Here is a 12,757-nt window from a genome sequence, read left to right as displayed (position 1 = left end):
TGACTTTGTACCGGAATCCTGATGAGAACCATTGCCGATATTCAGCTGCGGCCCATTACTGCCGCCGACAATCCCCATATCGCCCGGGTCATCCGCGACGTCTCTGCGGAATTTGGCCTGACGGCGGATAAAGGCTACACCGTTGCCGATCCTAATCTGGACCAGCTGTTTGAGCTGTACAGCGCTGAACACAGCGCTTACTGGGTGGTGGAACATCAGGGGAAGGTGATGGGCGGCGGCGGCATTGCCCCGCTCGCCTGCAGCGCGCCGGATATCTGTGAACTGCAAAAGATGTATTTCCTGCCCGCTATCCGCGGCTTCGGCGTGGCGCGCGAACTGGCGCTGTTAGCCATGGATCATGCGCGCCAGCGGGGCTTTCGTCGTTGCTATCTGGAAACCACCGGCAGCCTGACGCGCGCCATTAAGCTTTATGAATCGCTGGGCTTTGCGCGCATCGACCATGCGCTGGGCTGCACCGGCCATGGCGACTGCGAGTTCAGGATGCTGAAAACGCTGTAACGCCGTCAAAAAGCCGGGACGCCGCTGTGAAAGCGCAGCTCCGTGTCCGGCTCACTAATCAGCCTGGCCTCCGCTTCACCAATCGCCCGTACGCGCGCCGTAATGTCTTTGGGTGATATCTGTGCCGCCAGCGCCAGGTAATCCTGGTAATGGCGGGCTTCAGAACGCAGCAGCGAGATATAAAACTTCTCGAGTTCACTGTCCAGGAAAGGCGCCAGGCTGGCAAACCGTTCGCAGGAGCGCGCTTCGATATAGGCACCGCAAATCAGCTTATCCACCAGCGTATCGGGTTCGTGCGTGGTCACTTCGCGCAGCAGCCCTTTGGCGTAACGACTTGAGGTGATTTTCTCGTACACCAGACCACGCGACTGCATAATTTCCCACACCTGATAAAAGTGATGCAGCTCTTCTTTAATCAGCAGCACCATTTTCTCTACCAGATCATCCGCCCACGGTAGCGCATTACGTACGATGATCGTTTTAGTCAGATTTTTATGGGCGTTGATAAAATCGCTGTCGCCGTCTTCGCGAAAGATAAAATTCTCGTAAGGCCGCAGCCACGCCAGAATTCGGTCTCCACTTGGCTTGTCGGCGACATATTTGCGAATCAGCCAGACGGCGGTCTGTGCGGCTTTCAGTTCACACACCAGGTGGTCGGTCAGGAGCAGCGTGAGGTTTTCAGGTTTGCGCGCTTCATCAATCCAGGCCTGCGGCGTGCGGCAGTGTAAAAATTGCTGTATCGGTTCAAGTAAGGGTGCGTAATTCATGAATGTCAGACAGGGCCGGAAAACAGAAAAGGCGGAGCAGACTCCGCCCTCGTCAGATTAGTGGCGAATGCCGTTATCGTCTTCGTCGATGACATCGCCATCGTCTTCATCGTCATCCTGGGCATTCGGATCTTCAAAGTAGGTGCCCCAGCCGTCGTAGTCGACGTTATATTTTGCCACCAGATTCACCAGCTGCTCTACCTGCGCGTCGATCAGCTCCGCTTTCAACGCGCCTTCGCTGAGAATGTCCACGCACATGACGGTGGTGCCGTCTTCCAGCTCCAGCTCTTCCGGCTCGGTGACTTCATAGCCCAGCTTAAACGCGTCCACCGCCGCTTTTTCCAGCGAGTCAAAGTTATTACAGGAGAGATGGTGCTCAATGGTATAGAGCGCATCGGGATCGCTGCCATCCTCTAACAGTTCTTCGATGATCAGCCGCGTCTCTTCACGCTGCTCTTCCAACAATGCTTCAAATGCCATGGCGATATCCTCTCTGAGTTCGGCAATAAGTCATTATTTTCCCATACTGCCTGTCGCGCCACTACACAAAACAGAAAAGATTATTCTCGCCAGGGTTGAAAATGCATATTCATACGGTTAAATTGAATTTTAATTCATTACGAAACCCGTACCGGAGTGCTGTATGAGTCAGTTGTATCACCGTCATTTTCTCAGGCTGCTGGATTTTACCCCGGCCGAGATCGATTACCTGCTTGCCCTGTCTGCCGAATTAAAACACGCCAAAAAAACCGCCAGCGAAACCCAATACCTGAAAGGCAAAAACATCGCGCTCATCTTCGAAAAAGACTCGACCCGTACCCGATGCTCTTTCGAAGTTGCCGCCTACGATCAGGGAGCTAACGTCACGTATCTTGGCCCGAGCGGCAGCCAGATCGGCCATAAAGAGTCGATGAAAGACACCGCACGCGTGCTGGGCCGCATGTATGATGGCATTCAGTATCGGGGTTACGGTCAGGCACTGGTGGAAACGTTGGCCGAGCACGCGGGCGTGCCGGTCTGGAACGGCCTGACCACCGAGTTTCACCCCACCCAGTTGCTGGCTGACCTGCTGACCATGCAGGAGCATCTGCCCGCTACACCGCTGAATAAGATGACGCTGGTATACGTTGGCGATGCCCGCAATAACATGGGCAACAGCATGCTGGAAGCCGCCGCGCTGGTCGGGCTGGATCTGCGCATGGTTGCGCCACAAAGCTGCTGGCCGGAAGCCGGGCTGGTCGCAGAATGCCGTCAGGTCGCCGAAAAGACCGGCGGTAAAATCACCCTGACGGCGGATATCGCCGAGGGCGTAAAAGGTGCCGACTTTATCTATACCGACGTCTGGGTTTCCATGGGCGAAGCCAAAGCGGTGTGGGAAGAACGGATTGCCCTGCTGCGCGACTATCAGGTGAACCGTGCGATGCTGGCGCTGACCGGCAACCCGGCGGTGAAATTCCTGCACTGCTTACCGGCTTTCCATGACGATCAGACCACGCTGGGTCGCCAGATGGCAGAACAGTATGGCCTTAAAGACGGCATGGAAGTCAGCAATGAGGTCTTTGAGTCGGCACACAGCATCGTGTTTGACCAGGCTGAAAACCGGATGCACACCATCAAAGCGGTAATGGTCGCCACGCTGGGACAGCGCTAATCAGACAGACGCAAACGGTTACCTGCCGCGCGATTTTTCCTTGATGCCAACCCGCGATGGCGTATAATGCGCCACAATTTGCCGGAGGAAACATGCAACAGCATCGTGGACAATGTGACGCGCTATCTCGCCTGACCGCAGGCGGCACCGCTGTTTCTTTCCGTCATCGAACCGATCTCAAAAAAGCCCCTTTCTAAGGGGCTTTTTTTTGTCCGCAATCCGGCCGCGCAGAGGAGAGAGCTATGGCTAACCCGCTATATCGCAAGCACATCATTTCAATTAACGATCTCAGCCGCGACGAGCTGGAGCTGGTGCTGCATACCGCCGCCCGGCTCAAAGCCAACCCTCAGCCGGAACTGCTGAAACACAACGTGATCGCCAGTTGCTTCTTTGAAGCCTCTACCCGCACCCGGCTGTCGTTTGAAACCGCCATTCATCGCCTAGGTGCCTCCGCCGTCGGCTTTGCCGATGGCAGTAACACCTCGCTGGGCAAGAAGGGGGAAACCCTGGCGGATACCATTTCCGTCATCAGTACCTATGTGGACGCAATTGTGATGCGTCATCCGCAGGAAGGGGCAGCCCGACTGGCCACGGAGTTCTCCAACGGCATTCCCATTCTGAACGCGGGCGACGGCGCGAATCAGCACCCGACACAAACGCTGCTGGACCTGTTTACTCTCCACGAAACCCAGGGTCGTCTCAGCAATCTGAACGTGGCCATGGTGGGCGATCTCAAATATGGCCGTACCGTTCACTCGCTGACCCAGGCGCTGGCCAAGTTCGACGGCAACCGCTTCTTCTTTATCGCGCCGGATGCGCTGGCAATGCCTGCCTATATCACCGATATGCTGGACGAGCAGAATATTGCCTGGTCGCGCCATGACAGCTTTGAAGAGGTGATGCCTGAGCTGGATATTCTCTATATGACCCGCGTGCAAAAAGAGCGTCTCGATCCCTCAGAATATGCCAACGTCAAAGCCCAGTTTATTTTACGGGCAGCCGATCTGGCCGGAGCCCGCGATAACATGAAAGTGCTGCATCCGCTGCCCCGTATTGATGAAATTACCCCTGACGTGGACACCACGCCGTACGCCTGGTATTTCCAGCAGGCAGGTAACGGTATTTATGCGCGCCAGGCCCTGCTGGCGCTGGTACTGAACAGCGACATCGCCCTGTAAGGAGTGAACAATGAGCCACGATAACAAACTGCAGGTCGAAGCCATCAAAAACGGCACGGTTATCGATCATATCCCGGCGCAGGTGGGCTTTAAGCTCCTGTCGCTGTTTCGCCTGACCGAAACTGACCAGCGCATCACTATTGGTCTGAACCTGCCGTCAGGTGAAATGGGCCGTAAGGACCTGATCAAGATCGAAAACACCTACCTGACCGACGATCAGATCAATCAGCTGGCGTTCTATGCGCCGCATGCGACGGTCAATCGCATCGACGACTATGAAGTGGTGGCCAAGATCGCCCCGGCGCTGCCGGATCACATCGATCGGGTGCTTACCTGCCCGAACAGCAACTGCATCAGCCGCAGCGAGCCGGTGTTCTCCAGCTTCGCCGTTAAGCACCGCGCCGATGAAGTGCACCTGAAGTGCAAATACTGTGAGAAAGAGTTCGCCCGCCATGTCGTGCTGGGCCACTTTTAATCGTCCCGGGCGCGCCTATAATGGAACGCGTTCTGTTGCGGGCGGCATCGTTGCTGCCCCGGCCTTACTTTAAGGAGAAATGATGTCTCGTGAAATCAGTACGGAAAAAGCCCCTGCGGCCATTGGCCCTTACGTACAGGGCGTTGATCTCGGCAACATGATCATCACCTCGGGCCAGATTCCCGTGAACCCGGCCACCGGTGAGGTCGCCGATGATGTGTCTGCGCAGGCACGTCAGTCGCTGGAAAACGTGAAGGCAATCGTGGAAGCGGCGGGACTGACGGTAGGCAATATCGTTAAAACCACCGTGTTCGTGAAAGATCTGAATGACTTTGCGACCGTAAACGCCACCTACGAAGCGTTCTTTACTGAGCACAAGGCAAACTTCCCGGCGCGCTCGTGCGTGGAAGTCGCCCGTCTGCCAAAAGATGTGAAGATTGAAATCGAAGCGATTGCACTGCGTCGCTGATAAAACGCGTGCGCACCGGGTGCGCACGCGGCTTTCGGTCTGCCATTAAGCCAGGAATTTGCCCTGCTTACCGCCGACCGTTCACGGTGTGATCAGCCTTAAAAGCTTTGCCAGTTATCCTGTCCGCCTGTCGCCAGAGCCATCACGGGTTTGGGCGCAACAACGGCTGTGGGTTGGCGCTGAGGCGTCACATCAGCCGCCTGCTGGCCCGCGAGCGTAAACCTGCGCACCAGCGCAGCCAGGCCGTCGGCCTGCTCCTGTAGTGAGAGCGATGCGGCCGAGGCTTCTTCCACCAGGGCCGCATTCTGCTGGGTCACGTCGTCCATCTGATTGACCGCCTGATGCACCTGCGCGATCCCCTGGCTCTGCTCTGTGGCAGCAGCGGCGATTTCGTTAACCAGATCGGTAACCTGACTGACCGCACCGCGCATCGTCTCCATATTCTGATTCACGTTATCCGCCTGGGACGTTCCCGATTCAATCAATGCATTCGACGACTGAATCAGCGTTTTGATTTCACGGGCGGCGGTGGTGGAACGCTGCGACAAATTGCGCACTTCCCCTGCCACGACCGCAAAGCCGCGCCCGTGTTCGCCGGCTCGCGCCGCTTCAACCGCCGCGTTCAGCGCCAGAATATTGGTCTGAAACGCAATGCCTTCAATCAGGGTGATAATGTCGCCCACCTTGCCCGCGCTGTCACGGATCGACGTCATGGTATCCAGCATGGTAGTGAGCGCCGCAGAGCTGGTTTCGGAGAGGTTGCGCGTGTTTTCAGCCAGATTGCTCGCCTGGCGCGTGTTGTCGGCGGTCTGTCTGACGGTTTCGCTGATTTGCGTCATGCTGGCAGCGGTTTGCTCCAGCGAGGCAGCCTGCTCTTCTGTACGGGCAGACAAATCCTCATTCCCTGCCGCAATCTGTGCCGACGCACTGCTGACGGACTGTGAGGCACTGCTGACCGCATGCATAGCGGACGAAATACTTTCCATAAGACGATTATAAGAACGCGCCATGACACCGACTTCATCACGGCGGCTGTCATCGGCCTTCAGGGAAAGATCAAGTGTATTGCTGGCGCGTTCCATCAGCCCACCCATGGCATTCAGGCTGCGGCGGACGCGCATGATGGTCAGTATCGTCAGCATCCCCAGGCCAGTAATCGCCAGGGCAATACCGGCGGCCATGCCCCATTTGGTCAGCCGATAAATATGTTGGTTTTGCCGGCGTAACGCTTCACCCATTTTGCTGTTAAATTCAAACTGATCGCGGTAACTGTTTTTTAGCTGGGTGATGGCACCGCCAATGCCTTCATCATCACTTAACAGTGCCAGGCTGCGTTCATTCTGATGTGCCCGGGAAGCCGTGAGAAATGCCGGAAGATTTTGTTTAACGGCATCGATTAGCCGGAATGACTTTTCTGTCATCACCCGATCGTCGTCGTTGGTAATGTCGTTATCGAAATAATATTTCGTCAGCGTCGAAATGTCCTCAATGCGTTTTTGAATAACCGCTTCGAGACTGGCCAGCTTGCCGCTCTCATCCTCTGTCTGATGACGATATAACGCCACAGAGAGGCGATTACTTTCATCCACCAGCCGGTTTAATACCTTGAGCGAATCAATCGTGTTTACCTGCACATATTCAAATCGCGCCTGAAAACCGGCAAGAAGTGAAAGTGTTACGATCCCCAGAATAATCAACGAACCTGCTAAAAGCGAAAAAGCCAGAGAAAGTCTTTGCGTCATATTCATTAAACCGAGCTCCTTTCTTTCCTCCGAGCCTATTCCCGAAGGAAGCCAGAAATTAATCGGCAATAATAAATAAAAATTTATTTCAATTTTTTTAAACCTGAATTCGATTTCAAGTTTAAATTAATTATTCATTGCAAAAACTTATCGAAATTAAATAAAAGACCGGATAAAAACAATAACAAAACAAACTATATTTTTTGAATAGTAAATTTTTGGTGATACATCAAAAAAAGGCGTAATACCCTCGGGTCCAGCATAAAGGAGAAAAGCGGAACCGCGGGGACAGCGCGCCCCGCGGTTGTTGCATCAGGCGCGGGAGGACGGACGCCACAGCCACAGGAGGGTAATCGCCAGCGCGAACAAGGCGCCAAAGCCAATGCCGGTCGCCACGGCGGGCGCACCGGCGCGAATGGCCAGCGTATACAGCCCCAACATGATGAGCATGGCGGTGTTTTCAATCAGGTTCTGCACTGCAATCGCATTGCCCGCGCCGACGCTCTGTTGACCGCGTTCCTGAAGCAGCGCGTTGAGGGGTACAACAAAGAAACCGCCCAGTACGCCGATGATCATCAGCAGCAGGTAAGCATTCAGCAAGGTATGTTGCAGGGCGAAAATCACCACCATCACGCCGATCAGAACGCCCGCGGGCATACAGCGGCGCACGGTTTCCAGTGTCACCAGCTTTGCCGCCAGTGCCGCGCCCACCACAATTCCTACCGCGACCATAGCATTCAGCATGGTCGGCGTTTTGTTATCGCTGATGCCCAGCGCCACGGGTACCCACAGCACCAGCAGAAAACGCAGCGTTACACCTGCGCCCCAAAACAGACTGGTACCGAGCAGAGAAAATCGGGTTTCGGCATTGTTCCACAGCAGGCGCGTCGCGCAGAGAAAACGGCCCAGCATGGCCGCCACATTCCAGCTCTGCCCCGGACGCGCGGCGCGCAGTCTGGGAATAAACAGGTTCGCCACCACCGCCACCGCATAGGTCAGAGCACAGGCGGCCAGTGCGGCAACCAGATTCCAGTCCGACAGAATGCCGCCCGCCACCGAGCCCAGCAGAATAGCCGCAATGGTGGAGGCTTCCATCAGCCCGTTGGCTTTAACCAGCTTTTCGCCATGCGCAATTTCAACCAGAATGCCGTACTTCGCCGGGGAGTACGCGGCAGCCCCGATTCCCACCAGGGTGTAACCCAGGAAAGGATTAAAACCGAAGCAGATCACCATCGCACCGAGCAACTTCAGGCTGTTGGCAAACATCATGGCCCGGCCTTTGGCGATGCTGTCTGCCATCTGGCCGACAAAGGGCGCAAGCAGAATATAAGTGGCAACAAACAGCATCTGCAGTACCGGCTGGCTCCAGTCGGGATAGAACTGGTTTTTCAGCAACGCCAGCGTGGCAAACAGCAGAGCGTTATCGCCGAACGCGGAGAAAAACTGCGCCACGATTACCGCTATCATGCCGCGCGACAGTAACGGCGCATCACGTTCTGGGATCATGCCTGGTCCTCTTCCGCCATTTTCTTCAGGGTGACATAGTCAGGTTTGCCACTGCCCAGCAGCGGCAGCTGTTTGACCACACGGATATCGCGCGGTACGGCCAGATCCGCGGCACCCAGCGACCGGGCCGCCTTTTGCAGATCCTCACGCGCTAAGGCGCTGTCGGTAGTAAACAGCACTAATGCTTCACCCCGATTACCGTCGGGCCGCAGCGAGGCCGCGTGCTGTTTCTCCGGCGACGCGCTCAGGGCGATCTGCTCGACCACTTCCAGCGAGACCATTTCCCCGGCAATTTTGGCAAAGCGCTTCGCCCGGCCCTGGATCTGGCAGAATCCGCCGTCATCAAAGCTGACGATATCGCCGGTATCGTACCAGCCCGCTTCCATCTGCCCTTCCCCGTTGTCCGCAGCCGGGGTTTCCAGTACGCCGGGATTCTCCACCCGCAGATAGCCTTTCATGATATTTGGACCACGCAGTTGCAGCCGCCCGCCCTGTTCAATGCCCGGCACGGACATCAGGCGCGAATCCATTCCCGGCAGAATACGACCTACCGTGTGCGCTTTGGCGGCCATGGGCACGTTGATGGCGACAACAGGCGCGCATTCGGTGACGCCATAGCCTTCCAGAATCCGGATGCCGTATTTTTCCATGTACAGCTGGCGCGTGTTCTCCTGCAGTTTTTCTGCCCCCGCGACCACATAGCGCAGACGGGCAAAGTCATAAGGTTGCGCAAAACGGGCGTAATTCCCCAGGAAGGTTGAAGTGCCAAACAGCACGGTACAGTTGCGGTCGTACACCAACTCAGGCACCACGCGGTAGTGCAGCGGACTGGGATACAGAAAGACCTGCGCCCCGGTCATCAGCGGCGTAAACAGCCCCACAGTCAAGCCGAAGGCATGGAACAGCGGCAACGCTGACATAAAGCGATCGCGTGGCGTAAAGTCGGCCACCGTGCGAATCTGCTCAACGTTCGCCAGCAGGCTTTTATGAGAATGCACCACGCCTTTCGGATGCCCTTCGGAGCCAGAGGTAAACAGCACCATCGCGGCATCTTCCGGCTGTTGCGTCACCTGCGCCTGACGCGGCGCCAGCAAATGCGCCATTATCCAGAGCTTATCCTGCAACGTGACGGTATCTTTCAGATCTTCCAGATAGATCCACCGCACCTCGGTCAGCGCCTGCGGCAGATGCCACAGGTTGCCTTTATCCAGGAACTGCCGCGACGTGAACACGGTCTTTACCTGTGACGCAGTCAGCGCCGCACGAAGGCCCGTTACGCCCGCAGAGTAGTTCAGCATGGCGGGCACGCGCCCACGTAATGATGCGCCCAGGATCGCCGCTGCCGTGACCGTGGCGTTGGGCAGCAGCAACCCGACGTAATCACCAGGCTGGCTGTACCGTTCCAGAATGCGTCCAACGCCCAGCGCTTTTTTCAGCAGGCCGGTATAGCTGTCGGGTTTGAAATTCACGTCTTCGATGCACCGCTTAAACGCGCCATAGCGCTGACGGGCACTCAGAAAAGCCTCATACAGGGTTTCCCTGGGTCGCACCGCCATGCGTGCTTCCATCATAATATGGTGCAGGTGCTCACCGGCCAGCACGCGACGGTCGCGGGCGCGCTTCGCCTCGGGCATCGGAATGTGGGTGCCGGGTAAAATGCTCAGGGTAATACGGGGAAACAGGCGACGCTTGAAAACGCCCGCCAGGCGACCGAACGGCGTAAATTCTGCCCCTTCAATGCGCATCGGCACCACGGTCGCGCCAGATTTTGCTGCAACAAAGCCCGCGCCGCTGTAAATCTTCATCAGCGATCCGGTCACGGTAATGCGGCCTTCGGGGAAAATAACCACCGGGCGGCCGCTGTCGATGAGCCGCACCAGCTGCTTCAGCGCCATCGGCTTCATAGGATCGAGCGGCACAAAATCCGCATAGGGTTTTATCAGGCGTAAAAACCAGTGTTCGCTAATAGACGAGTAGATTGCAAATACTGGCTTAACGGGCAGAAACAGCGCCAGTAGCGCGCCATCCAGGAATGAGGTGTGGTTGGGCGTAATCAACACTTTCTGCTTACGCAGCTCAGCGGTATCGCCCCGCAGTTCAACCCGCCACAGCAGGCGAAAAAGCAGACGGAAAAAAGTGAATAACATGCCGGCTCCTTAGCATGGTGAAAACAGCCACTCACGATGCAGGATTTAGCGGTAATCGACAACTGATTATTGGCGGATGCGCGGGAGAAAGCTGATGCAGATCATGACAAGACCAGGCCAGATTTCAGGCAAAAAAAACCCACGCATCTGCGTGGGTCGGTGTAATAACGACTGGCCTTGCCGGAGCAGTGCCCGTTTTCACACCCATCAATACCTCTGGGATTTCTATCCTCTCACCCTTTAGTCGGTCAGAGACAGGTGAAAAAAGAAAATGAATTCGCCGAAATGAAACGAGGTGTAAAAACATCCACACCTCGCTTACAGTTTGATTTGATTAGGATTTATCTGAACCGTTATCCACAGGCTTACTGTAGATAGCATCGGGGGCGATATTCATGTGCTTCAGCACCGGCCCCATGATGTTGCCGAATACCGGCGCGGCCACGGAGCCACCAAAGTGATCGCCAGCGGTCGGGTGGTTAATCATGACGACCAGCGCCACTTCAGGATGGCTGGCGGGAGCAATACCAGCGGTGTAGTTCACATAGCCGCCGTCATATTTACCGCTGCTGCCCATTTTCTCCGCTGTCCCGGTTTTGGTAGCCAGACGATAGCCGGGTACCGCCGCCTTCACCCCGGTCCCGCCCGGTAAGACGTCACTTTCCAGCATGTGCACCACTTCTTTCACCGTTTCAGGATTGGCCACCTGCTTGCCCAGCACGGGTGGCGTGACCTTGGTGATCGACAGCGGACGATAAACCCCATAGGAACCCAGCGTGGCATATTCCCGGGCAATCTGTAGCGGCGTCACGCGTAAACCATAGCCGAAGGAGAAGGTCGCGCGTTCGATATCGGCCCAGCGCGTGCGGTGCAGCGGGAAGTAGCCGACGCTTTCGCCGGTTAAGCCCAGTCCGGTGGGTTTACCGAGGCCAAAGGCATAGTAGGTGTTCACCAGGGCTTCCGCAGGCATTGCCAGGGCAATATGCGAGACGCCGATATCGCTCGATTTTTGCAGGATGCCGGTCATCGTCAGACGCGGCCAGTGCCCGACGTCACGGATCAGGTGGCCGTTCACGCGATAAGGCGTGGTATCCAGTACAGAATCCGGTCGCACCAGGTGGCGCTCCAGCCCTTCCATCACTACCAGCGGTTTCACTGTCGAACCCGGTTCATAACTGTCGTTGATGGCGGTATTGCGCATCTGTGCCGGTGTGGCACCCTGATAGTTGTTGGGGTTGAACGACGGATAAGAGGCCATCGCCAGAATCTCGCCGGTATCAATTTTGACCAGCACCGCCGCACCGGAGTCGGCCTTGTTGAGCAGCACGCCGTCACGCAGTTTGCTGTACAGCGTGTACTGGCTGAATTTATCAATGCTGAGCTGTACCGTCGGCGGCTGCGTCGGCGGCTGATAGCTAATCATCGAAATGATATTGCCGGCCGCATCCTGGCGATACACTTCTTTGCCCGGCTGACCCTGCAGCACTTTATCGAAGCCTTTTTCCAGGCCATTCAGTCCGGTATTGTCAGCACCGACGATGCCGATAAGCGGTGCCGAGGCTTCACTCATCGGATAGAAGCGGCTGTCGTCATAGACCTCACTGATGCCCTTCAGCTTGAGATCTTTGATGTCTTTGGCGATCCCCAGCTCCACTTTACGTCCCAGATAGAGAAAACGACGTTTAGGATTGGCGGTGATCTGTGACGCGACCTCTTCGGGCCGCATGCCCAGCGCCGCCGCCAGATAGGCCCATTTGGCGCTGGTAAAGTCGGGGTTACTTTCCAGTACGCGCTGCGGATCGGCGATCACGTCACGCGAGGGCACGCTGAGTGCCAGTGCCTCACCATTGCGATCCAGTAAGGTGCCCCGGCTGGTGGGCAGCGTCACGGTACGCAGGGAACGCTGATCCGCCTCATGCTCCAGCATCGGCTGATTCAGGAACTGCAAATCGGCCACGCGCGCCAGCAAAACGACCATGCAGGCAAATACGCCCAGACAAATCAGGCGAAAACGAAACGGGTTAAACGGGGCTTTTATCTGGTCTTTACCCAGTAATTTTTTTATCCGGGGCATAGCAATCCGCTGCGCTTAAAAAAAAGAGGTCAATCCAGCAGTTATAATCAAAGCGCGGGTGAAAACACAGGAAAACTGTGTATCAGTTCGTTATTGATCGTTTTCCTCGGGGCAAAAAAAACCTGCGTATCTACGCAGGTTGGTGTAATCAAAAAAATCAGTTGATGTTCACCCATCAATACCTCTGGGATCCTGACTGTAGCAAGCGGCGATCCCGTTCTGCCACGAC

The 12,757-nt window shown here is 56.1% G+C and carries 11 protein-coding genes; 5 read left to right on the top strand and 6 right to left on the bottom strand.

Features of this window, described 5'->3' with window-relative positions; translation table 11 throughout:
* Positions 1 to 21: 21 nt before the first annotated feature.
* Complete coding sequence (locus G5574_RS16040; protein ID WP_058707947.1) at positions 22 to 519, top strand: GNAT family N-acetyltransferase; 498 nt, start codon at positions 22 to 24, stop codon at positions 517 to 519.
* Positions 520 to 524: 5 nt separating this feature from the next.
* On the opposite strand, the gene miaE is transcribed toward G5574_RS16040, so the two are convergent.
* Entirely contained in the window at positions 525 to 1,286 is a 762-nt protein-coding gene (gene miaE, locus G5574_RS16035; RefSeq protein ID WP_033739224.1) for a tRNA isopentenyl-2-thiomethyl-A-37 hydroxylase MiaE, read from the bottom strand.
* Between the two features lie 57 nt (positions 1,287 to 1,343).
* Positions 1,344 to 1,766, bottom strand: coding sequence for a ribonuclease E inhibitor RraB (gene rraB / locus G5574_RS16030; RefSeq protein WP_006121795.1), 423 nt, complete (start codon positions 1,764 to 1,766; stop codon positions 1,344 to 1,346).
* A 163-nt stretch (positions 1,767 to 1,929) separates the two neighbouring features.
* On the opposite strand from rraB, the gene argF reads away from it, so the two are divergent.
* The 4 genes from argF to ridA all read left to right on the top strand — a co-directional run bounded on the left by argF (position 1,930) and on the right by ridA (position 5,059).
* Positions 1,930 to 2,937 (top strand): ornithine carbamoyltransferase, encoded by a 1,008-nt coding sequence (argF, locus tag G5574_RS16025; protein ID WP_006121794.1) that lies wholly within the window; start codon positions 1,930 to 1,932, stop codon positions 2,935 to 2,937.
* A gap of 242 nt (positions 2,938 to 3,179) precedes the next feature.
* Positions 3,180 to 4,115 (top strand): aspartate carbamoyltransferase, encoded by a 936-nt coding sequence (pyrB, locus tag G5574_RS16020; protein ID WP_006121792.1) that lies wholly within the window; start codon positions 3,180 to 3,182, stop codon positions 4,113 to 4,115.
* 10 nt (positions 4,116 to 4,125) lie between these two features.
* The gene (pyrI, locus tag G5574_RS16015) at positions 4,126 to 4,590 is read left to right on the top strand and encodes an aspartate carbamoyltransferase regulatory subunit (RefSeq protein ID WP_006121791.1); all 465 of its coding nucleotides are present in this window, start codon (positions 4,126 to 4,128) and stop codon (positions 4,588 to 4,590) included.
* 82 nt (positions 4,591 to 4,672) lie between these two features.
* The gene (ridA, locus tag G5574_RS16010; RefSeq protein ID WP_164483247.1) at positions 4,673 to 5,059 is read left to right on the top strand and encodes a 2-iminobutanoate/2-iminopropanoate deaminase; all 387 of its coding nucleotides are present in this window, start codon (positions 4,673 to 4,675) and stop codon (positions 5,057 to 5,059) included.
* Positions 5,060 to 5,157: 98 nt separating this feature from the next.
* On the opposite strand, the gene G5574_RS16005 is transcribed toward ridA, so the two are convergent.
* The 4 genes from G5574_RS16005 to G5574_RS15990 form a co-directional block, all read right to left on the bottom strand.
* Positions 5,158 to 6,807: a methyl-accepting chemotaxis protein gene (locus G5574_RS16005; protein WP_164482871.1), complete on the bottom strand. Its 1,650-nt coding sequence runs from the start codon at positions 6,805 to 6,807 to the stop codon at positions 5,158 to 5,160.
* Positions 6,808 to 7,113: 306 nt separating this feature from the next.
* Positions 7,114 to 8,307 (bottom strand): lysophospholipid transporter LplT, encoded by a 1,194-nt coding sequence (lplT, locus tag G5574_RS16000; RefSeq protein WP_164482870.1) that lies wholly within the window; start codon positions 8,305 to 8,307, stop codon positions 7,114 to 7,116.
* Entirely contained in the window at positions 8,304 to 10,454 is a 2,151-nt protein-coding gene (gene aas / locus G5574_RS15995; RefSeq protein WP_164482869.1) for a bifunctional acyl-ACP--phospholipid O-acyltransferase/long-chain-fatty-acid--ACP ligase, read from the bottom strand. The genes lplT and aas overlap by 4 nt, the downstream gene beginning before the upstream one ends.
* A gap of 334 nt (positions 10,455 to 10,788) precedes the next feature.
* A complete protein-coding gene (locus G5574_RS15990; protein WP_033739213.1) occupies positions 10,789 to 12,528 on the bottom strand; it encodes a penicillin-binding transpeptidase domain-containing protein in 1,740 nt (579 codons plus the stop codon).
* Positions 12,529 to 12,757 lie beyond the last annotated feature (229 nt).

The sequence above is a fragment of the Pantoea stewartii genome (assembly GCF_011044475.1).
GTDB classification, from domain to species: Bacteria; Pseudomonadota; Gammaproteobacteria; order Enterobacterales; family Enterobacteriaceae; genus Pantoea; species Pantoea stewartii.
Note: the sequence above shows the minus strand (reverse complement) of the source record. Positions and strands in the feature narration are given on the sequence as shown.